12 protein-coding genes are annotated in these 24,317 nt (G+C 45.2%); 8 read left to right on the top strand and 4 right to left on the bottom strand.

Annotated elements, in window-relative coordinates:
* Together SWH54_18645 and SWH54_18640 are read right to left on the bottom strand one after the other, a co-directional pair.
* Positions 1-2,896 (bottom strand): FG-GAP-like repeat-containing protein (locus SWH54_18645; protein ID MDY6793292.1); only part of this gene is annotated, 2,896 nt, incomplete at its 3' end.
* 64 nt (positions 2,897-2,960) lie between these two features.
* Positions 2,961-8,855: an Ig-like domain-containing protein gene (locus SWH54_18640; GenBank protein MDY6793291.1), complete on the bottom strand. Its 5,895-nt coding sequence runs from the start codon at positions 8,853-8,855 to the stop codon at positions 2,961-2,963.
* 954 nt (positions 8,856-9,809) lie between these two features.
* On the opposite strand from SWH54_18640, the gene SWH54_18635 reads away from it, so the two are divergent.
* The 6 genes from SWH54_18635 to SWH54_18610 all read left to right on the top strand — a co-directional run bounded on the left by SWH54_18635 (position 9,810) and on the right by SWH54_18610 (position 19,622).
* The gene (locus SWH54_18635; GenBank protein ID MDY6793290.1) at positions 9,810-13,901 is read left to right on the top strand and encodes a S8 family serine peptidase; all 4,092 of its coding nucleotides are present in this window, start codon (positions 9,810-9,812) and stop codon (positions 13,899-13,901) included.
* Between the two features lie 379 nt (positions 13,902-14,280).
* Positions 14,281-14,454, top strand: a complete 174-nt coding sequence (locus SWH54_18630; GenBank protein ID MDY6793289.1) for a hypothetical protein — start codon at positions 14,281-14,283, stop codon at positions 14,452-14,454.
* The gene (locus tag SWH54_18625; protein ID MDY6793288.1) at positions 14,432-15,991 is read left to right on the top strand and encodes a S8 family serine peptidase; all 1,560 of its coding nucleotides are present in this window, start codon (positions 14,432-14,434) and stop codon (positions 15,989-15,991) included. The genes SWH54_18630 and SWH54_18625 overlap by 23 nt, the downstream gene beginning before the upstream one ends.
* A 277-nt stretch (positions 15,992-16,268) precedes the next feature.
* A complete protein-coding gene (locus SWH54_18620) occupies positions 16,269-17,081 on the top strand; it encodes a hypothetical protein (protein MDY6793287.1) in 813 nt (270 codons plus the stop codon).
* 54 nt (positions 17,082-17,135) lie between these two features.
* Entirely contained in the window at positions 17,136-18,110 is a 975-nt protein-coding gene (locus tag SWH54_18615; GenBank protein ID MDY6793286.1) for a KpsF/GutQ family sugar-phosphate isomerase, read from the top strand.
* A 186-nt stretch (positions 18,111-18,296) separates the two neighbouring features.
* A complete protein-coding gene (locus SWH54_18610; GenBank protein MDY6793285.1) occupies positions 18,297-19,622 on the top strand; it encodes an ATP-dependent 6-phosphofructokinase in 1,326 nt (441 codons plus the stop codon).
* A 108-nt stretch (positions 19,623-19,730) separates the two neighbouring features.
* On the opposite strand, the gene SWH54_18605 is transcribed toward SWH54_18610, so the two are convergent.
* Positions 19,731-21,674, bottom strand: a complete 1,944-nt coding sequence (locus tag SWH54_18605; protein MDY6793284.1) for a penicillin-binding protein activator — start codon at positions 21,672-21,674, stop codon at positions 19,731-19,733.
* 219 nt (positions 21,675-21,893) lie between these two features.
* On the bottom strand, positions 21,894-23,129 hold the full coding sequence (locus SWH54_18600) for an HD domain-containing protein (protein MDY6793283.1): 1,236 nt from the start codon (positions 23,127-23,129) through the stop codon (positions 21,894-21,896).
* A gap of 309 nt (positions 23,130-23,438) precedes the next feature.
* Between SWH54_18600 and SWH54_18595 the strand changes: the two genes are divergently transcribed.
* The gene (locus SWH54_18595) at positions 23,439-23,948 is read left to right on the top strand and encodes a DUF4124 domain-containing protein (protein MDY6793282.1); all 510 of its coding nucleotides are present in this window, start codon (positions 23,439-23,441) and stop codon (positions 23,946-23,948) included.
* A 42-nt stretch (positions 23,949-23,990) separates the two neighbouring features.
* The gene (locus SWH54_18590; protein MDY6793281.1) at positions 23,991-24,278 is read left to right on the top strand and encodes an antibiotic biosynthesis monooxygenase family protein; all 288 of its coding nucleotides are present in this window, start codon (positions 23,991-23,993) and stop codon (positions 24,276-24,278) included.
* Positions 24,279-24,317 lie beyond the last annotated feature (39 nt).

The raw sequence follows: 24,317 nt of genomic DNA, 5'->3' as shown, positions 1-24,317 counted from the left end.
CGTGGCTGGTGCCTCCGGTGCTGGGAGAGATGACCCTGGACGGATGGGCGTGCAAAACGCTTTCGTATTCGGTGGTGGTGACATTGCCCCGGGCATCGGTGACGGCCTGTACATTGCCGTAACCGTCATAGGTATAGTTTATCCGGGTTGGATGGGAGCCGTCGGACAGCCAGGGCTCTTTCCACATCAGATTGCCGGTGCCGGTAAAGTATTCATACGCTGTTTCCCGAACTTTGCCGCTGGCACTGCCCACCAGAGTCTGAAGCGTTCTGCGCCAGTTCCAATCTCCATAGTTGGCGTAGGAATAAGATAGTGTGATGCTTTCTGCTGCATCACCCAAATAGGACTTGGAAAGCAAGTTGCCGTTGTCATCATCATAGACCAGGTCGGCATGCCATCCTACCCAAGCAGTGGGGCTGTCGTGATATATTGCGTCCTGTGCAATCAATTTGACGAAGTCAGCATGGCCGTCGGTCTCACCAAAGGGATGAACACCCCAATCATAGTTCAACAAGATCATTAAATTATCAGAAGGATCTTTCGATTCTGCACGATATTTTTTGCCTTTTTTAACATCGTCCAAAACATGATAGTAGGTAAAAGCCTGTGTTGAATCCGGATTGGTCTGCGACACCTGATGAAATCCCCTGTATTCGCGCTCCACCACATCGTAATATCCTTCGTTATAACTGTAAGTGGTGGTGGAAACCGTCCCCAGCCCATCATCCACCTCAACCGAAGAAACCGTTTGAACCACATAGGGCAGTCCATAGTTCAAAAAATTGGAAGAAGGTGTATATTCAACGGTGGTTATGGCACCGTAACTGTCTGTTTTACTGGTGAGCAGGTCCGGAGGACTCCCGGCAGCAAAGTAGCTGTAAAAATCACTATTATCTTGCGAGATAAAATCGTCTTTACCATCGCCGTTTATATCCGCAAAGAAGATGCATTCCATATTCGCGTTGCCGAGTTCCCATTGAATAGTGGTGGCACTATTAGAAAAGGTACCGTCTCCATTTCCTAAAAAGATGTTCAGAAAATAGTCGTAAGTAAAAACATCTTGATTACCGCGATCGCGATGGATTAAATCCGGATAACCGTCGCCATTGACATCAGAGAAAAAGAACGCGCCGTATAATTCATCGTGACGAACTACTGTAGTTTGTACGGGCGTATCGAAGGTGCCATCGCCTGTTGAAAGATATACATGCACGTTTTGATACAATGTTGTAAGAGACTCCGTATCAGAGTATGTAATGAGGTCGGTAAGCCCGTCGGCGTTGATGTCCACAGCACTTTGGAATAAGGAAAACGGATTTTCCGGCACATAGGTGATGATTCCGTTTCCTTGAAATGTGCCGTCTTCATTGGCAAAATGAACCCTTACTCCGGGCCCACCACCTAAAAAAGGACTTATGAGATCCGGAAGTCCATCCCCATTTACATCTCCCATCGATGTCCTGCTACTGGATAAAAAATTCAACGATTGTATTGGAGTTTGTTCAAACAGCCCGGATCCATCGGATCTTGCGAAATGAACGATAACGCTGCCAGAGATAAACTTGATTAAGTCGGCTCTGCCGTCTCGATTTAAATCGGCTAACATTTCCCGATCGATGTTCATACTATATGAGGTATCGCTATGCCCCACATATATAAAAGTTCCATCCCGGTTTGGATTTGCCAGGAAGGTGTGATATCTATAAAATATTGTTTGGCTGCGCGTTATTAGATCGACCAAGCCGTCTCCATTCACATCACCTGTTTGCAGGTAGCCTGCCAGTGCAAGGATGTAAACTCCACTTGTAATATTAGCAACAGAAAAACTGCCGTCGTTTTGTCCCAGGTAAGTGTAAATGTTACCTAAATCGCATTTGATCAAATCCGATCGTGAATCGCCGTTCACATCGGCAAAAAAGGTTACATTGGGGGCGGAAATACCGGACGTATTCATTTCTGCATGGTAATTATCAACATCATAAAGACCGTTACCGCCCTCCTGATATGTTATGGTTATCGGCGGCAGCGGATCCACATTGATCTGGTTTAATCGGGAGCGCGCACTGGAGGACCCGATTTCGTATTGCATCACATACTCCCGAGCCGGTTGATTGTGGCCGTAAACACTGATACCGGTCAGTCTTTTGGCGGTTTTTACCTCGCTGTGTGTGTTATAGCTGACTGTGATATCCGGACGGTCTTCAAGGGCAAAGATGACATAGTTTAAATCATCGGTATAGTTTATACGGCCTGGGTATATCTGGCCCTGATCTTTGACATACTCGACGGACAGGGTATTGTCGTTGGTGTCCTCAATTTGATCCAGGCACCATTTGAATACGCCATTGGCATTTTCCTGTCTGGAATCGGCATTTCTGCCGTAATAGTAGCGGGTGCCGTCCTTATGGGTGGCTATCCAGCCGGATTCAGCAGAGATGAATTCATATCTGGTGAAGGCTTCTTCTATTTTAGCACCAAAATAGCCAGTGCCCCAGTCTGTTCGAGAAACCAGCTCGGTTGAGCCATTCACCACAAAATCGCTGCCGCTGTAGTCCAAACCGTATTTGGTGTTTCGCTGGATGGAACCAACATCCAGATTCCAGCCAACCCCGATCCAGCCGTTTGAACCGTTGCTGACATATTGTAACGAAAGGCTGGGTACTGCGATACCCCCTCTGCCCGGTGGGACTTCGATAGGTATGTTGAACGCCGCAGTCCCCGAATTGGAGATATTGATACTTTTGGTTAAAAAGCCGGGTTGAATTAGTTGTGGATTTAGATCCGGGTCATAATCTGTTTCTTCTGCCTGTGCAATGAAAGAAGATCCTAGGAGCGTTACCGACAAAACTCCGATCACCACCAGATGTTTCCAGATACTGTGTTTATAAATGCACATTTTAGATATCTCCTAAAAAATGTTTACCGAACGCTGTATAAATACCACTAATCCGCATACCTGTTTATTCTAAAATTTGTTTAGGTATACGTATAATTTTTATGATTCTTCCCAATGCATCGTATTCATAATAAATCCCCGGCGGTTTTCGAACCGTGATGGTCACACTGCGCTGGGTGGATCCACATGGACCGGCGGCCGTCAATGTATAGTCAGTGGTCACTGTAGGTGACACCAAGGTGTTGCCATTTAAGCCGACACTTCCAACATCCGGCTCTATGGTGACCGAATCGGTATAGGTGGTGTTCCAGGTCAGCGTTGAGGATTCTCCCTCGTAAATCGTCTCCGGGTCAGCGGTTAAAGTGACACCTGGTGGTGGGCACTGTACCGTTACATAGGTGCTTACGGAAGATGTTCCACCCGGGCCGATGGCAGTCAGGGTATATGTGGTGGACTCGGTCGGATAAATCGTCATGGAACCGGATAGGTTCACACTACCGATTCCTTGATCAATAGTGGCTGAATCTGCGTAATCCGTATCCCAATAGAGCATTATGGATTCACCGATGTAAATAGAATATGGATCTGTCGTGAGTGCCACTGAGGGCTTCGGAACTACATTTATTGCTACAGTGTCAGCGGCAAGCCCACCTGGGCCGGAGGCAGTAATAGTGTATGTGGTGGTGTTTACAGGAGATACGGTAGTTCCACCGTTTAACGCCACATTCCCGATGCCGGGCTCAATACTTACGGATGCAGCACCGGTGGATGTCCATGATAGGTTAACAGTCTCACCGGCAGCAATATCTGTCTGGTCGGAGCTGATACTCACCGTTGGTTGCGGTACACCCACCCGCACGGTGACTTCATCCGTTGCTGTGCCATAAATACCGGTAGCCGTAATGGTAAAGGTGGTGGTGTCGGTGACAGTGACCGGTGTTGAACCATTTGCGGCAACCGTACCGACTCCCGGTTCAATGACACAAGTATCAGCATTTTCAGACTCCCAAGTCAGAGTAAATTGACCATCTGGGGATGATTCGGGTTCGGCAGCCAGTTTTACGGAAACGGCAGGAATGGTATAGAAATATACAGAGCCTTCGTCTTCCAGTTCCTCGAACTTGAGCCTGCCCACCATGGTCGTATCCCCATCAATTGATACGGCATGAGCGAAAGATATGTATTCGGTTGTATCTGTCGGAACCAGTTTGGCAAGTTCTTCCCAAAAGACGCCATTTCGCTTAAATAGATAGGCAGCACCCCATTGGAAACCACCGTTGTAAGCTTTAGGTGCACCAATGATCGCATGATCGCCGGAAACGGATACCGATTGTCCAAAGGTATCGCCTTCGGCAGCATCACCGGAAGTTAGCAACGCCTGTTGTGACCAAGTCGAACCGTTTCGGTTGAATACGTATGCCAGACCGCTATGCACGCCTCCGTTGGTTGCATTTTTAGATCCGATAAGAACCGTATCGCCGTCGATATCAACCGACCCTCCGAAATAGGAAGTGCTCGATGGAGAATCGGGGCCCAGTTTGGCCTGTTCGACCCAATTGTTGCCATCAAAGGCAAACACATATGCGGCGCCGGACTGAATACCGTCATACATTGCCTGACATGCTCCGACAATGAGAGAATCACTACTGAGGCCAACACTACAACCAAAACTACTCCCGGAAGCAGCGTCAGAGGCAAACAGTTTCGCCTCTTGGGCCCAGTATGCCCCGTTAAATTTGAATATATAAACCGCACCGGTATAGCTATCACCTGTTTCAGGACCACCTACAGCAATAGTGTTACCGTCTATGGCCACCGAATGACCGAAATAGCCATTTTCCGGTTCATCAATCGGTGTCAGTTTGGAGTGAAACACCCAGGTTGCGCCTTCACGCTTGAATACAAAGGCACACCCTGGACTGAGTACCGGGCTGACAAACCCGTAAAAAGGCATGCCCATAACGGCAAAATCACCACTGATGGCCACCGATGTATCAAAATCGCTCATAGAAGTTCCCCGCTTTTCAAAGGTAATCCGCATTTTTGTCGCCATATTTCCGGGACCCCACCCAAAACGACTTACCAAATCAGCGCCAAAAAAGGAATCTGCCGGAATGACCCAACCTTCCTCAGGTTGATAATAAATATCATACCCATCCCAATCAATATCTGAATTTTTCAATATCCAAGTGTCGTTCATAAACAATTCAATGGAAGTAATAAGGATATCGCCATCACTAAGGTTATGTCCGATACGTAGATTGAAAAAGTTGGCTATCGGATTTGTATTTAATTCGATTACCTGACCGCTAGGGATAGCCGGTTCATTACAGACAAAAATTTCGCCATCAATATCGGCCTGAATAGATATTGTATCTATGCCCAATTCAGCAGAAGTAAACTCGGACTGTTCGATCCACTCGGTGCCACTGCGCTGGTAAAAAGACACAGCCCCAATTTTGGCTGCTATTGCGCTATCGCCGTCAATCGCAACGGCGTGTTCACTTCTTGATAAATCGCCTGCAGTCTGTTTCTCTTCCGTTACAGCAGGATAAGTATGATCGATGGTGACTACACCGCTGCTGTAGTTCACTACAGGATCATGCACACCATCATCAATGACCGCATAAATATAGTATGAGGCATCAGGCAGTCCTCCGGTATTCCATACATAGGAATCGTCTGCGGCGGAATCCGGATTTTCGCTCAATCCGCCAACGATCAGGGTACCGTCTGCACCACTGCTATTCGTATCATAGTATAAAGCAATGGAAGCGTTCGTATCAGGATCAGCGTCGTTCCAGCGAACGGTAAATGCAGTATGGGCCACATCGCCCACTCCGTCTGGCTCGATGATCGATATCGTCGGAGGATAAAGGATTACATCTGTAGCGGTAATCGTTACCATGTCCGGCGGGCTATCCACCGTTCCGTCGTTGACCACAAGCTGCAATTCATAGGTGCCGGCAACATCGGCTGTAAAGGTTGGATTGGCTGCGGCAGGATCCGAAAGAGCGGCACTGCTTCCGGAGGGTAGTGTGACAAACGACCATTGGTAGTTCAGGTTGTTGCCATCCACATCTGAGGATAAGGTGCCATCCAGGTTAACCGTGTCACCTGTGTTTACGCTTTGATCCGTACCGGCATTGGCCACAGGCGGATCATTAACAGGGTTAATGGTGACGTTTACTGTGGCTGGAGCCGATTCGGCCGTGCCGTCGGTGATGGTATAGGTAAAACTGTCACTGCCGTTATAGTCCGCATCCGGAGTGTAAGTCAGCGTTCCATCGCCGTTGCTGCCGGTCGTTCCGTGAGACGGCTGGGTAAAATCGCTGATGCTGATCGTATCGTCATCCGGATCGCTGTCGTTGACCAGCACTTCAATGGCGGTAATGGGCGTATCTTCATCTGTAGATGCTAAATCGTCTACAGCTATTGGTGGGTTATTGGTAACGGTAACCGTCGTGCTTGCTACAGCCGAACCCTGAGTGCCTGTCACTGTAATGGTATAGGTGGTGGTTTCAGTGGGTGAGACAGCTGTCGACCCACTTACTGGAACAGTACCGATGCCCTGATCGATGGTCGCACTATCGGCATTGGTGGAGCTCCATGTCAAAGTGGAGCTTTGGCCCGTATGAATGCTCTCCGGGTCTGCATCGATGGTCACGCTAACGGGAGAAAAATCGATGCTAACGTTGTTGACCGTACCTGCTGCAATAAGAATATCGGAACTCCAGGTTTGATCGCTTCCTTCATCCGCCCGGAATTTATAGGTGCGGTTGGGAAGGAGAAATTGAACCTTACCGGTAGCGTCCGTTGTTTCAAACCTGCTCAGATAGCTTCCGGTTTCGCTGAACAGATAGACCCTGGCACCGCTTACGTCTGATCCGGACCGGGTAATGTGAATCTCGGCGATACCCTCGTCAATGGTGACCTGTGTGTTTTGCCAGGTAAAGGGATCGGACCAGAATTGCCGGCCCAAATAGTCGGCCCGTACCTTGTAGGATTGCTGGGGCAGGTTAAATACAACCTGACCATTGCCGTCGGTTGTCTGGCTTTGGCTCTGGTAGGCGCCTGATTCGGTGAAAAGATAAACCGGTAGATCGGCCAGGGGCTGCATTCCTTGGTACTCACCCTGAACCGTGAGGATCACATCCTGGTGTGCGATGGTGAAGGTTTCAGACATGTCGCCGGTAACTGAATACACCGGGCTCCAGAACTGGTAACCCATGTAGTCCACTCGGATTTTGTAATTGCCGTCTGAAAGATTAAAGGCAACCTGGCCATTTGAATCCGTGGTGGCAGTCATGCCTAGGTAGGTGCCTGCTTCGCTGAATACATAACCATTCACCCCGGAAAGTGGGTTTCCCGGTGATTTTAAGGCAGTAAATGTCAATATGCCGCCGCCGCTAGAAATACTGATAGGATTGACCTGGCCGGCGATAAGGGTTTCTTCATTGGTCCAGTACTGGCTGGACTGGTAATCCGCTCTGAACTTATAAGCACCTGCAGGAAGTCTGAAAGTCACTTTACCGTCGCTGCCCGTTGTATTCGTAATACTAAGATAATTGCCTGAGGATGAAAAAACATATACATTCACCCCTTCCAAAGGAAGACCGGCTCCGGTAACCGTAATTTCGGCATCAGCCATGGGTACGGTGACCGGTGTGTTTTGCCAGATAAAGGGATCGGACCAGAACTGCCGGCCCAGATAGTCGGCCCGGACCTTGTAGGATTGTTCAGGCAGGTTAAAGAATACCTGACCATTTTCATTGGCGGTTCGAACCTGGTTCAGGTAGGCGCCTGATTCGGTAAAAAGATAAACCGGTACACCGGACAGAGGCTGCATGCCCTGGTACTCGCCCTGAACCGTGAGGGTGACATCCTGGTGTGCGATGGTGAAGGTTTCGGAGATATTACCATCAATTGAATACACCGGGCTCCAGAACTGGTAGCCCAGGTAGTCCACCCGGATTTTGTAACTGCCGTCTGAAAGATTAAAGGCAACCTGACCGTTTGAGTCCGTGACGGCAGTCATGCCCAGGTAGGTTCCTGATTGACTAAAAACGTATCCATTCACCCCGGTAAGAGGGTTTCCCGGCGATTTTAACACCGTAAAGATCAATGTGCCGCCGCCTGTAGAAATACTGATGGGATTGACCTGACCGGCGATAAGGATTTCTTCATTACTCCAATACTGGCTGGACTGGTAATCCGCTCGGAACTTGTAAGCACCTGCAGGAAGTCGGAAAGTCACTTTACCGTCGCTGCCCGTTGTATTCGAAATACTAAGATAAGAACCTGAGGATGAAAAAACATATACATTCACCCCTTCCAAAGGAAGACCGGCTCCGGTAACCGTAATTTCAGCATCAGACATGGGTATGGTGACCGGTGTGTTTTGCCAGGTAAAGGGATCGGACCAGAACTGCCGGCCCAGATAGTCGGCCCGGACCTTGTAGGATTGCTGGGGCAGGCTAAAGAATACTTGGCCATTTGCATTGGTGGTTCGAACCTGGCTTAGGTAGGTACCTGGTTCGGTGAAAAGATAAACCGGCACATCGGTAAGCGATTGCATACCCTGGTATTCGCCCTGAACCGTGATAGCAACATCCTGGTGTGCGATGGTGAAGGTTTCGGAGATATCACCGTCAATTGAATATACCTGGCTCCAAAACTGGTAGCCGAGATAATCGGCACGAATTTTATATGATCCTTCAGAGAGATTGAACGCCACCTTTCCGACTGAATCGGTAACCTGGTTTTGGTTAAGATAGGTTCCGCTTTCGCTAAACAGATATGCTGTAACCCCCTCTATGGGATTTTGGGCGTCTTTTTCTATGGTCACCTGCAAAATACCGTCAGCCGCTGTGCATATGACAGCAGTGGAGAAAAACAATGCAAAAGCCATAACAGCTATTCGCGTTGCAAGTTTTAATCCGGCGAATTTTTTCATCATCTCTCGGCCTCCATCGCTAGGGTACAATTACCTATCGCTGATTGAACAAATAAAAAAATGATTATTTTTTATACATGATAAATTTAATGCATGATTAAACTTACATAAATATAGCAACTCTTATGCCAAAAGAATTCGTTTAGACATATGTTAATTATTTCTAATAATATTATTATGTTAAGATGGACCAGCTATTGCCCAGGATAAAAAACATGCACAGTTTTATGTGCAACATGCACAGTTTTATGTGCAACAGCCGGATGGTAGAATAGATGGGTGTTTTCTGGGTTTGGTCTGCTGCTGCTGAACAGTTGTGCACATGTTTATGTGCAATATTCGGATAGGAAGTCTAAATTAACCCGCTGGTGTGGGAACATTCGGATCAGATCATGGTTGGCGGCTGCCCAAATACATTTTTATCAACGCATGACAGGTAACTTCATCACTTTCACCTCCGCCAAACCCGATCAATGAATTTAAGTTAACTAATGAACGATTTTTATTGCCGGTGGCTTTATAAATTCTGACCTCTGATCTGTCAACATTTTTTTATTTATTTTATTTTATTCATTTATTTTATTTATTTTTTACTCATCAATCTGGTTTTTAAATCACAATCTTTCTTTGTTCAGGCTTATGTAAAGCTTTTCAAAATGTGAAAAAGATACCATAATACTTACTAATTATTGTTTGGAATTCTTATACTAATTTTTTATTTGAATTTAAGTAACCATCTGAAATGTTTAGAAGTTATATTTATATATCTTTGTTTGCACGATTTTTGCTTGCAAGTCTAATAAATAGATTCTATAAATTTAACTATAGCGTGTTTGATAAAATCAAACATGCCGGGAAGCAGAAAAGGAAAACCAAAGATCTTTGTGAAACAGCTGTTTTGCCTTAGAAAGAAGATTATTCGGCTTTTTTGTTAGATAGATAAAAGGGGGGGTACAGATGAAAAGCTATAAAGTTATAAAAAAAAGCAGTCGTTTATTTTTAATTCTGTTGGTATTTCTCTTTTGTTTCGTAAATGTTTCTTTCTCAGGTGGAGATGAAACATCCTGTCAGAATGAATCTGTTCAAAGCAAATCCATCTTAATAAGACTGGGGCGCACGCATTTTGATCCTTTAACAAGGCTTCCCGAACAGAAAGCAGGAATCAATCACATCCAAGCTTATGAAGAGGGTAAAACCGGATATTATATCGTACAATTTGACGGACCCATCCATAACTCATGGAAAGAAGCGCTAAAAGATACCGGTGCGGAACTCTTCGATTATATACCCGAATTCGCATTTATCATAAGGATGGACTCACAGCTGGAACAAACGGTTCGAGCTCTTCCACACGTCCGCTGGCTCGGAATATATCAACCCTCTTACAGAATCAGTCAGGGTGCCCTTAATAAAACATTCACGGTGCAACAAGAGCAGGAAGCGGGTGAAATTTCCTACGAGATACTTCGCATTACCGTATTTCCCGGTGAAGATCTAAGCAAAATCAATTCTCAGGTCGCCGCTCTCGGGGGCACGATTTTGGATACCGTTACCACCAAATGGAAAACCACCCTAAAAATCAAAGCGCCGGTTAACAGGATTTCAGATCTGCCTTTCATTCAAGGTATTAAATGGGTTGAGCCTGTACCTGAATGGAAGCTGTTCAACAATGTATCGACCGATATCATGACCGTCAGAACCCCCCGTGATAGCTATGGGTTATACGGTGAAGGACAGACAGTGGGTGTATGCGACAGCGGTCTGGATCAAGGATCGGCAAATCCTGCCAACCTCCATGACGATTTTGAAGATGGGGCTGGTGGCACAAGGGTGACTCAACTCATTGACCTTTCAGGAGACGGCGCACAGGATTCGTATACCGGGCACGGAACCCATGTGGCGGGATCCGTGCTGGGAAATGGGATACACTCCGGAAGCAATCCGTCCTCAAATTCCTTTCCACCAACTTGCTTTGCAGGCATTGCGCCTAAGGCCAATCTTGTTTTTCAGGCCACAGGAAATGATTCAGGATCGCTGGTGGGTTTGCCATCCGACCTGAATACTCTTTTCAGTCAGTCCGACAGCGCAGGTGCGGACCTGCATACCAACAGCTGGGGCTCAGGTGCCGCTGGGATGTATACATCGTACTCACAGGATGTAGACGAATATACATGGGACCATAAAGACTTTCTCATCCTCTTTGCAGCAGGCAACGAGGGAATTGATATGGACGGAGACGGAGTGATTGATCTGAACACCCTCGGTGCTCCGGCAACAGCTAAAAACTGCCTGACTGTCGGCGCATCGGAAGGAAACAGACCCAGCGGTGCCGGTTACGACACTCCATGGGGAACCGGTTCTTGGGCTGTCAAGTATTCAGCTGATCCTATTAATTCCGATCATGTCTCAGATGACCCACTTGGAATGGCGGCCTTCAGCTCAAGGGGACCGGTTATCGATGGAAGATATAAACCGGATTTAGTGGCGCCCGGCACCAACATATTATCTACAAAGTCATCAGCGACTTCACAAACAGGATGGGGAGCTTATAATACTTATTATACATGGATGGGCGGAACATCTATGTCCACCCCACTTACAGCAGGGGCATCAGCCCTGATGAGAGAGTATCTAATCAAAGTGCAGGGTTATACAACCCCTTCTGCCGCCTTGATAAAAGCCGCCCTGTTAAACAGTGCGGAAGACATCTCTCCCGGACAATACGGAACGGGTATTTACCGGGAAATCCCGGCTGCGCCGGTGCCCAATAATGTTGAAGGATGGGGAAGATTGAATATTGAAAACGGAGTCTATCCTTCGTCTCCTTTTAATATCCTGTATTATGACGAAACAACCGGTTTAAGTACAGGTGGATATAATGATTATACAGTTGACGTTTCAGCCGCCGGGTCTCCGATAAAAGTCAATCTGGTGTGGACAGACTATCCGGGCTCACCAACTGCCCAAGGAGGGCTGGTAAACGATCTGGATTTACAGGTAACAGATCCATCCATGTCTGTGCATTACCCGGATAATGCCTCTCAGAAATCGACGGTTAGCCAAATTGCTTATGATGACGGTAATCATGAATATACTTACAATAATAATAGGCTTGCTGTGAAATTCCTGCCCTCAGCATATCCAGCCAATATAGAATCAACATCATTCTATTTTTTAAACCCATCGTCTACGTCTACAGATGTAGATGTTGTTGTCTATGATGATAATGGAACAGGCGGACTGCCGGGAACAGAACTTTTTAGAAAAACTTTAACCTATGTTCCGACCGGCTGGATCACAGTTGGAATTACAGGGGTTATGGTAACCAGCGGAGAGTTCTATATCGCCATAGAGAAAAATGACTTGAGCCAAATGCTTTTGCAAGATTACCCTGATTCCACAGGAAGGAGTTATCATGATCCCGGGTCAGGTTGGGCTGTAGATACCGGATACATGACATACATAAGAGCCAATATCAGGGGAACGGATCATTCAACCTCCTTTGACCGGGTCAATAATGTTTTAGGATTAACCATAGGCAGTGCGACTGCCGGAACATATACCATAAGGGTTAGCGGGTATAACGTCCCCAACGGCCCTCAACCTTACGCCTTGGTAATTAGCGGACAGGCCCCCGATACCGACAATCCCTCGATAGTGGAATATCCCAGTATTGATTTTAATAATAACACCATAGATGTTGCCTATGACGAACCCGGCATGCAAAATGCCACCGCAGAAACCAATTATTCTTTCAGTCCTTCCGTTGATTTTGCCACTTCCAGTCCGACGGATGATGATATAACCCATCTAGGCGGAAGTACCTATCGTTTATCCATGGCGCCGATTCCGGAATATGAGATCTATACATTGACCGTAACTGCCAGTATCACCGACCTTGCAGGAAACCCTGTTGACAATTCTCCTATACGGATCAATGATAATGAGAACGACAGTATGGCTGATGACTGGGAAACCGAATACGGATTAAACACCACGGTTGATGACCGTACAGGTGATTTAGACAGCGACGGCTACACCAACTACGAGGAATATGTAAGTCGCACAGACCCCAGTAATGCCAATTCAATTCCTGTTGCCATAACAGACTCTACGCCTCAGAACAATGCCGGAATAGCCCCCAGCACCACACGGGTACCGAATAATTGTTCATTTGCCGTTATGATCCGTTCTGCTCAGGGAATCGACCTGACTGATACGGCAAGTATTATTTTTAATATTACTGATGGTATTAATCCTCAATATCCAAGAAACCTTGGCTCCGCTTTTGTCAGAACGATTATTCTTTCAGGAGACCCAACCCAAGCCACATCACTCTGGGCGGTTTATGACAGGTCTCTGGATGGTTTTGGCGATTACGCTTGGAATACAGATGTCAATATTACAGTTGACGCCACTGACATAAACGCGATTTCGATGACCACGGCCAACTATAATTTTAATATCGAAACTTTAACTGAGCATAATGAAGCCCATGATCCGGCCAACCTGCCGGTCACTAGTGCTACTTCTGACCCAATGGATCCGGATCGTGATGCAGGCACCCAAGTGGACAGCGGAGATCTTGAAGGTGCAACGATCCTTTATGATAGCGGCGAGCCGGTAGACCCCTATTTCGGGCCTTTAGATGAGATCCCGGCCATTAATTTGTCAGGCACAAATTCTGTGGCCGTACCCATGAACCTCCAGCCGCCCACCGTGTTCGATACCCCTGTGAGACTGTTTATCCCCTGCCCCGGCTATACTGATGTGAGCAGTCTCAGTGTTTACTACTACAACGGTGAAGACTGGGTAATGGCCTGCAATGCCAACGGCGATGTTCTACCCGGTGGTGAAGGCTGGATGGTCCCGGGTTCCCGGGTCGATCATAATAATGGAAGTCCATCAGCTATCGAAATACAGGTCTACCATTTTTCCGGCGCCCAAGCCGGATTTGCAAGTTCAAGCCCACCCTCAGGAGGCGGTGGCGGCGGTGGAGGAAGTAGTGGTGGCGGCTGCTTTATTTCCACATCAACTTTTGGTTTGTAAGTGAGACTTTGTTTGCAAAACACGTAAGCTCACAACTTTAAAAAAGAGCGGGACTGGTTTCCCGCTCTTATTTTTTAGACCACCCCTCTGACAACCCGCGTTTCACACCCTATATTTCTCAACCCGTTAAAGCGATACGGTCAAAGCGACAATTAAAAAATCCCCGACCCATCAATTATCCCTCATGTTTTTATTAAACTGGCCGATATTAACCAAAAAGAAATATAAATTTAAAACCGTCACAAACAGGGATGCCTTATAAAAAAACCGGGCGCAAAGGACCATAACGTCTCTATGGTGGTTTTCCAAAAACCGTTCCGTTAGGTGAACGATTTTTTGCCGCCCCATTTACCGCCATTTCATATTTCAGAACTTATTTATGAAAAGCGGTAAAAATTTGATATTTGCCCATGGAAAATACAGCAATCCGTTTAAATACAGCATTACCATTAATGGTACTTTTTTCCTTCTTTTTGTTGAACTCTTCTTTTTGTTATACATGCAAACCGCACCCCTATTTGCCGGATGTCATGCATTGGAAAGGCAGTCCTGAAGAAAACCTTAAGAAAAATTCCGCCGGGTGGTTCAAATACTACAACCTGAGTCAAAAGATTTTGCATCATCAAACCAAGGCACATAAAAACAAACAAAAAACCAAAGCATGGATAGAAAAAATTACCGGGAAAAAAGTCAAACACATCGACTTTTATAAACATGATACCGAAATTGACGGCAGTTACTGGGAAAGATTAACCATTGGATTTACAGAATCTTTTCCATCAATGATGAAGATAGAAACCTTCTACACTGAGCATAATACCCCTGGCGGGACATATATCCAGGCTTATAATAATGAAGAAATAATATTCTTCCAGGCATGGCTGGATGATCATCACCACTTGATCAGGGCAAAAACCTGGGAATATAACCAGCAGAATTTGCTGTGGAGGCAAAAATCCTTCGATCAAAAGGGTCATCTTATAAAGACCGTTTATGCCAACCGCCGGGTTATGCCTTTAGAAGAAATATATACCTCATGCAAATGCAATCAAATCCCGGTTAACGAAATCCTTAAAGTTGCCAGACGTTCAGAAAGAACCCTGGTGACGATTTTAGACTCCGGGGTCGATTATAATCATCCTCAAATCGCTTATAAAATCCCCCGCCCTTCAAGAATTGACATGTATGTATTGGGGCCTGCCATGCAAAAAGCAAAAGACCTTATTGCCAGACTCACCGCGGAAAGAGAGGCGCTCAAAAAAAAGTCAGCTATTTCAGAACATACTGAAAAAATTTCACTTTTGAATAAAAAAATAGCTGAGCACATAACTATGTTACAGGATATTTCAATCGGCTGGGATTTTGAGGAAGACGACAACCAGCCGTATGATTATGATAATGTTGAGCAGGGTATTTTAGGGTCGGTGAATCACGGAACCCATGTGGCGGGCATTGTCACCCAGGGCTCGGATGACATCGCCATTCTTCCGGTCCGTCGTCCGGTGAAAAACGCAAAAAAGGATTATGATGCCATCGAGTTTGCCCATCAAAAAGGATCGCGCATTGTCAATATAAGTGTCACCTTTGACGATAAAGAAGAATACAAATACCTGGATAAGGCCATCCAAAACCATCCGGATATGCTTTTTGTGGTTGCAGCGGGAAATCAACCTTTGGATATCGATCAAACCACTTCCCTGGCCGCACTAAACCATCCCAACATGCTGGTGGTCGCCTCGGTGGACGACAACGGCAAACTTTCCGCTTTTTCCGGCTATGGGAAAACTTCTGTGGACGTGGCAGCCAAAGGAGAAAATATCATCTCCCTGGAACCGGAAGCCGGGCTGGGCGCAAAAACGGGAGCATCACAGGCAACCCCGGTGGTCACCCGTATTGCAGCCAAAATCAGCTTTATAAACCCTTGGCTAAATCCCGTTGATATAATTGATATTATAGCAATTTCAGTGGATAAAAATGAGCATCTGAAATCGAAACTAAAATATGGCGGAATTGTTAATGAAAACCGCGCTGTGGAGATGGCTCGAAAGACATTGCCCCAAAGAAAAATGATATCTTCCCTTCAAAAATAATGATCATTTCGCTTTTTTTAGCTTGTTTAAAATAACGGTTGAACCTGTCTCCAAATTCTTCCGGCATTCCGGTTTTCCCACCTACCTAAGCCAACCTGTCTATGGAAACTCAAAAATACCCGGCTTTAGTTCATCCAGAAATCGGTAAAGTTTTTTCATGAAATGCCGATAGTTGAATATGAAAGCAGCAATCAAAACTTGATGTCTCGCTGTCGAGATATGAAAGCCGTCTGGCTCCTGTTTCATGTCAACCGGTTTAAACGCATAGGTAAAGATAATGAAAAAAAACATGATCGCCCTATTCCTCATAGCAGGGATAATATTTACAGTTACCGTTAATGCCACCGCCCAAAGTGATTATGAGTTTTATTTTTTTGGCATCAATCTCAAATCTTTTCAGCAAAGCAACTGGCTGCAAGTCACCGCCGGTGCCGTGGCTTCGGTCCTGGTCCATGAGCTGGGTCATGCCCTGTACCTTCAGTCTCAGGGAAAGGACTGGGACTTGCAATCTTCAGCATCTTCCGGACTTGCCATACACACTTCCGATACTTTGTCAGACAGCCAGTACCGGAATTTCGGCAGGGCCGGTTTTGCGCTGCAAACATTCATTGGTGCCGTTCTTACCACTTTTGACCAAACCAGGCGCTCTGATTTCACCAAAGGCTGGGTGGGGATGAATGCCTTTCAAGTCTGCTCTTATAACGGAAGAAACCATGACATGGGCAGCGATTTTGAACTGATTGAAAAAGGCGGCGGCAATGGAGACCTCGAGCTGGGGGCATTTTATTTAATCAGCTCCTATAATTTATTAAAAATGGACATGCCGTCACCAACCCCCTATTTTTCGTTTGCAACCAAATCCAACACATGGCCGGAAAACTTTTTTTCCAGTAAGATACAACCCGATCCTTATATGGTTGGCTCATCCGATAAACCTGCCTGGCCGGCAAAACAGCACTTGCTTTTTAATCAAAATATTGTCAAAGTAACGGATGATAACAGCTGTGACAATTTTCCAGCAGATGACAATAGCACCCGGTTATTGGCAGCCATACCCAACCGTATAGACGCCGGCATAATCGATTTTTGATTAATTGGAAATTACCTTTTCCCGAGCAAATTTTCTTAATAAACAGGAAAATATATGATTATCGAACAGGCAGTCGAAGTCCTTAAGCTAGAAGCACAAGGGATATTAAAACTGATCGATCGGATCGATGAAAACTTTAGCGAAATGGTCGAGCTGATTTGCCGGTCCAAGGGACGTCTCATCGTCGGTGGAATAGGCAAATCCGGAATAGTGGGGAGAAAGATTGTGGCCACCTTGAACTCCACCGGAACACGATCGATCTTTTTGCATCCTGTGGAAGCCATGCATGGAGACCTGGGAATGGTCAGCCATGAGGATGTGTTTGTTGCCCTGTCAAACAGCGGTGAAACCGACGAACTCAATATCCTTGTCCCCAGCATCAAAAATGTGGGATGCAAAGTCATCGCTTTTACCGGAAATACGGATTCCACCCTGGCAAAAAATAGTGATATTATCATTGATGTCGGAGTAGATAAAGAAGCATGCCCTCTTGGCCTGGCGCCAACGTCTAGCACCACTGCTCTTCTTGCCATGGGGGATGCGCTTGCCGTGGTCCTGATTAATAAAAAACACTTTCAAACCAGTGATTTTAAAAAAATTCACCCGGGCGGAGCCATCGGTCAGCGTCTTTCCAGTAAGGTAGGAGACATCATGTTAGCAGGAGACTTGATTCCCCTGGTGGGGAAAGGGGCTTCCATGGAAGACGCGATAAAAATAGTCGATCGCTTCAGACTGGGAACCGCACTTGTTTTAAGCACGGATAAAACCCTTGCCGGCATCATTACTGATGGAGACATTCGCCGTTTCATCGTAGGTCATACAACCATTGCCGGTTCAACAGTGGAAGATGTCATGACCATTAATCCGCAAACCACTCACCCGAGCACACCTGCATACGATGCACTGAACATAATGGAAAATTATCAGATTACCGTACTTCCGGTAACGGATGACAGCGGTAAAATTTGCGGAATTATACATCTGCACGACATTTTAGGCAAAGGCGAATTCAAATTCAACGGAAAATAAAACATAAGGGATCATAAGGATTCAGGGTTTCAAGGGCCATGGGTTCAAGTGAAATATATAAGGATAAGGAAGAAAAACTCTCGACCCCTTGATTCCCCGGACCCTTTTCATCGACAAATCTGCAGGAAAACCAAAATAAATTACAGGTTTTAAACATTAGATACATTGTAACCGTTTGAGGCTGCTATGGATTTTTACTCAATTGACACAAAGATACCGACAGTCGGAGAGGCCAAAATACCGTCTCCGATAAAAAAACGTCACCGGGGCAAACAGTCTAAAAATTTTGTTTCGGACGATGACCGGATCATCGTAAATTTAAAACTGTCCGACATAACGGGCATGATCAAAAAAGGAAAGGATATACCATGCTTTGAAATGGCAGGCCCGCGGGAAAAGATTTATTTTGACCCCAGCAAACTCAAGTGTGCACTGGTGACCTGCGGCGGCCTGTGCCCCGGCCTGAACGACATCATCCGTTCCATCGTACTCGAACTTTACTACGGTTACGGTGTTCGCAATATTTTTGGCATCCGCTACGGTCTGCAGGGATTTATTGCGGAATTTGGTCACGACGTCATTGATCTGACCCCTGACTTTGTGTGCAATATTCTCGACATGGGCGGATCGGTCCTGGGCTCTTCCAGGGGCCCCCAGCCCATAGACGAGATTGTCGACAGCCTGGAGAGGATGAACATCGGCATTCTTTTTTTGATCGGCGGTGACGGAACCCTGATGGCCGCATCTAAAATTGCCGATGCGATTACCAGCAGAAACCTCAAAATCAGTGTGGTCGGCATACCCAAAACCATTGACAATGATATACACATGGTATCGAGATCTTTCGGTTTTGATACGGCAGTGGATGTGGCCACTGATGCCATCAAGGTCGCCCATAATGAGGCCCAGGGATATCCCAATGGAATCGGGCTGATCAAACTCATGGGCAGGCATTCCGGCTTTATTGCGGCTACCGCCACTCTGGCGCAACAGGACGTTAATTTTGTGCTCATCCCGGAAATCGATATCGATCTCGAAGGGAAAAACGGTTTGCTGCAAGCCATTGAAAAACGCCTGGCTCTTAGAAAACATGCCGTCATTGTTGTGGCGGAAGGGGCCGGTCAGAATTTTATCGAGGAGAGTGATGATGAGCGTGACGCTTCGGGAAACATCAAATTAAAAGATATCGGACTCTTTTTAAAAACTAAAATCACCTCCTATTTTAAAGATAAACACATTGATATTTCACTCAAATATATTGATCCCAGTTATATCATCCGGAGCCTGCCGGCAAATGCCAACGACAGTGTGTTTTGCGGATTTTTAGGGCGTGATGCGGTTCATGCGGCTATGGCGGGCAAGACAAAGCTTATTGTCAGTCATTGGAATAACAGTTTTGTGTATGTGCCCATGGCCTTATCAGCCGGAAAACGCAAGCATGTATTGCCCAACGGAAAGCTGTGGCGAACCGTTCTCGAAGCCACCGGCCAGGATTCATTGAAAAATGATTGAATTTACCACGGAGTTTTACCGAGAGACACTGAATTTTAATTTTTACTAGCTGTGAAATTTCTGTGTAAATCCGTGGTAAAAATATGGAGGCCAAATTTCCAATTCCTATTAATTAAATTCCAGCTCGACAAATTGATCATCCTTGATACGAAGCAGGCTGAGCTTTTTTTTAACATCTCCCGTATCATTAAATGACGTCAGCCCGGTAACCCCCTGAAAATTCTTAACTTGCATGAGCGCATCTTTGATGGCACTCCTGGATCTGACATCCGGCCGGCTCAATATTTGAAATAATATCATGGAAGTGTCATAGGCGATCGCCTCGATAAACCCGGGCTTTTCTGAATATGTTTTTTCAAATTTCTCCACAAAATTTCTGATCTTTACGGAAGTGCTCTGGTGGAAAAAACCTTCAGGGATGATGGCCCTTTGGATGTACTCCTTGGTCATATCGACCAGTTTTTTCGAATGCCAGAGTTTGGTTCCCAGAAGATACACATCCTCAATATCATGAAATGCCAGCTGGGGGATGATCAGGCCAGCTTTTTTAGGGCCATCCGGAATAAAAATGGCCTCAAAATCAACCACCGGTTCGGGTTCCTCGTCTTCATCATCCGGATTTTCGGCATCCGGCTTTTCCATATCAACCTGTTCGGCATCCATTTTTTCTTTAAGGTCTTCAGGGACCTCATAGTAAAGCCCCACCAGCTTTTTGATCGGATCTTTGAAATCGGTATGTGAGGGATTATACGCTTCGGCGCCGACTATTCTGCCCCCGTATTTCAATACCTCATCCCAAAACAGATTCATGAAATGGGTCCCATATTTCTCTTCGGGATATAAAACAGCAAAATTTTTTACCTCGAGCACATCAACCGCATAAGAAACAACCGCCTTTACCTGCATTTCAGGTGTAATGAAATTTCGGAAAATATTGTCGCTTATCTCGGTAATATTTTCTTTCTGGGTGATGGTAATCATGGGAATCCCGCTATGCTGTGCTTCGGTTGCCACCGCTTCCGCGGTAATAATCGGCCCGATGATTGCGGCAACCTGATCATTTTGCAGATCCTGCATCGCCACAATCGCTCGGTCGGGATTGCCTCCGGTATCCTTAATTAATACATTTATAGATGGGTTGGCGGCTATAGAGTTGAATTGAGACAAAGCAAGTTCAATCCCCTTCATGGCCCTGTTCCCGTAAATGCTATAAGGGCCGCTCAGCGGAAGTAAACATCCGATGGTATAGCGGCGGTAAACTGCTTTTCCGGCAATCTCTTCTATCAAAAGTTTAGCCTGCTGCACGTTTTCGTGCTCAGGAAAGCTTTTCACGAATTCCGTTAAAGCCCTGATCGCTTCATCGGGTTTTTCCTCTTTCGAATAGCTCACACCAAGATGGTACATGAGATAGCCTTTGGGAAGCTTGTCTTCAATGTAGTTGAGAAGTGATAAAATACTCTCGGAATCAAGTTTGCCCACCGCTTGTTTCATTTTTACCATGATCGACTGTTGTTGAGCGACTTCAGACATTTTATGAGCCATAGTAAAAAAATGTATCGAATCTTCCGGAGAGTCCATGGCCACATAGGTATCGCCAAGAATGGTGTATATCCTTCCGGTATTGACCTTGGATATCTTCCCTTCCAACAGGCTTGAGGATAGCTGTATTACTTCTGCAAATTGTGCTTCATTATAATAGGTAATAAGTATTTCAATCCGGGTATCAATGGCAAGAGGACTGTCCGGGTATTGGGAAAGCAAACGATTGAAAATCTTTCGTGCTTTTTTATTTTTTTTCACCGCCACATAAATCATACCCATTTTCATCAAAGCATCGTCAGCAAAGGTCCCTTGAGGAAAAAATGAAAGGTATCTTTCATATTCATTGAGAGCCTTAAAGTATGATTTTGCCTGAAAAAGTTTTTCAGCTTTTAAAAAAAGTGCTTCGGGTGTACCCGCTTTCTCAGGGACGGGTTGAATCACTGCTTTGGGTACGCACGACAATAAAAATAGCAAGACAACGAAAACGGTTAATAACTCACGAATCTTCATAATTTTAACCTTTAGGGGAAGAATGCTTTGCGTCTTCCGCAATGAAAACTAATTGTTACGCGTAATCATATTAAGAAAATAGATACACTAGTTACTGACGGTATCGTAAAAAGTTCAAATTCAAGGCGTGCAAATTTTGTAATCATGAGGCGTACTAATCGTAGGTTGAATGATTGCGAAATGCAGCACAACGCAGAAGTTGGGCTTTTTACGATACCGTCAGTGATTGTCTTTATATCTTTCCTGAATCGCCCGTATCATATCAAGACTGGAAAAGAAAACTTCAACAATTTCAGGGTCAAAATGGAATCCTGCCTCTTTTTCAATCACCGACAATACTTCAGATTCATTCCATGCCTCTTTATAAGTCCTCACCGTTGATAGAGCGTCATAAACATCGGCAATGGCCACTATCCTGCCAAAAAGAGGTATTTCCCCCTCTTTAATCCCGCCGGGCATCTCTTCTGAATTTGTGTAATCGGTGATTGCTCTTCCGTCCAAAAGATTAACCGGTCCGGGATAACCTTTTCCATCCCAGCGCTCATGGTGAGTCAGCGCAACGATTAGTGCCGCCTTATCAAAGTCGGACTGACGGTCTAAAAATAGCCTGGCCCCTAGAACGGTATGCTGCTTCATAATTTCGAATTCGTCTTTGCTGAACCTGCCCGGTTTTTTCAGGATCACGTCTGAAATGGCCACCTTACCCACATCATGGAGCATCGCAGCCATGCGAAGCACATCACGGTTTTTATCTATTTCTTTCCTGGAAAGATTGCGCTTTAAAGCCCACTGTTCGTATATTTCAACTGCAAATGCGCCCACACGGTTAACATGGGCTCCCGTCTCCTTGGGATCACGCATCTCGGCCATCTTGATCATGCGAAGTATATTTGCCCGTGTCATCTTGGCACGTTCCAATGCCACCGAAGCAATACCGGCAAAATGCATCATCATCTTTTCGTCTTTTTCAGAAAATGATATCACTTTGTTATCCGCATCCATGGCATTAATAATCTGCGCCGCACCCAGAACGTCTCCATTTGCCGCTTTTAGCGGAATGGTAAGGACCGAGTGTGTCTTGTATTTTGATGCAACATCAAACTCCCTGCTGAAATTATATGGCAAGTCCGATTCCAGACTGTAAACGTCTTTTATATTCAGAGGCCTGCCTGTGGCGGCCACATAACCGGCAATGCTTTGCTCATTTATCGGCAAAGTAAAAGTGGAATAAATCAGTTTTTCACCTTTAGCCAGACGTTTTTGCAGTGTATCGTTCTGGGTATAAGTAAACTGAAGTGAGTCATCATAGGCTATGTAGATTGAACCGGCATCCGCATTCACAAATCGACGTGCCTGTGTTAAAATATGTTCCATCAAAATATCCAGGTCGCTGACCTGGTTGAGTTCGACCATTAAATTAGCCAAAGTGTCCAGCTTTTCTTTTTCACTTAACATGGCAATTCCTTTAAAATTCCCCCTGCCCTGCTGCAAATCATGGTTGGGATATGGGTGGAAGCTGGAGAAGGGGGGAGACCAATGATAAAAAAGTATTTATTTTGACCCTTCATATCAGGTTGTGACATATATACTGATTAAAGCTTTTAAGCAAGACCTTTTATACTCGATGTTTTACACTCAAGCCTTGTATGAAAATGGATGAGAAAATAACCTTTATATTCCATTTACCCACATGGTGTTTGCAAAATAGGTCTGTATGTGGTATTTATTTATTAATTATAAAAAGCTTTAAAGGAGCGCTGCCATATGAATTTGATAAAACTGTTTATATGTCTGATTATTATCTTTTTTTCCACCGCAGTATCGGCTGAATTTTATAAATATGTGGATGAAAATGGCAACACCCATTTTACGGATGATTTTAACAAAGTTCCCCAAGATCAGCGCGCAGGCTTGAAGGGATATGAAGAACCCGGAAGCGATAATGATACAGATAACGTTGTAAAAAACGCCATAAAACAAAATGCAGGGCAGGATGAGAATAAAAATCAGGAGGACCTTGAAAAATTTCATGACCGTCTCAATAATACAAGATTGCAGCTGGTAAAAGAACATGAGGAAATAAAAAAGGAAAGAGAACAGATCGCAGAAGATAGAAAAAATGCAAACAACCGAAGAGATGTCTGGAAAATTAACGAAAAAATAAAAAAATTAAATCAGCAACAGGAAGAGTTAAAGAAAAAATTTGAGGCCTTCGAAACTGAAAAAAAAGAATATAACCAAAGACTGGAAGAAGCGGAAGCCAAAAAAAAATAGGCCAATTACCAACCAGATTTTTCATCTGAGAAAGGAGACTAAATGACTGTTAAAATAATCATTAAGCGGATGGTGCCGGAAAATAATATAAAATATTTGACTGCGCTTCTCAAACAACTCAGAGCCCTTGCCAATAACCAACCGGGTTATATTTCCGGCGAAACTTTAAGAAACTTTGAAAATCCGCAGGAAAATCTGGTGATAAGTTCCTGGCAATCAATCGATGACTGGAAAAATTGGCTAAATTCTAAGGAACGAGCTGAAATTCAAGAAAAAATTGATCTTCTTCTAGGGGAAAAGACAGAATACCAAATATATCATTACGGATAATATCGTTGATGAACTCAAAAGATACAGCAAATTAATACC

This window comes from Thermodesulfobacteriota bacterium, from assembly GCA_034189135.1.
Classification (GTDB): domain Bacteria; phylum Desulfobacterota; class Desulfobacteria; order Desulfobacterales; family JAUWMJ01; genus JAUWMJ01.
This window is presented reverse-complemented; position numbering and strand designations above follow the sequence as displayed.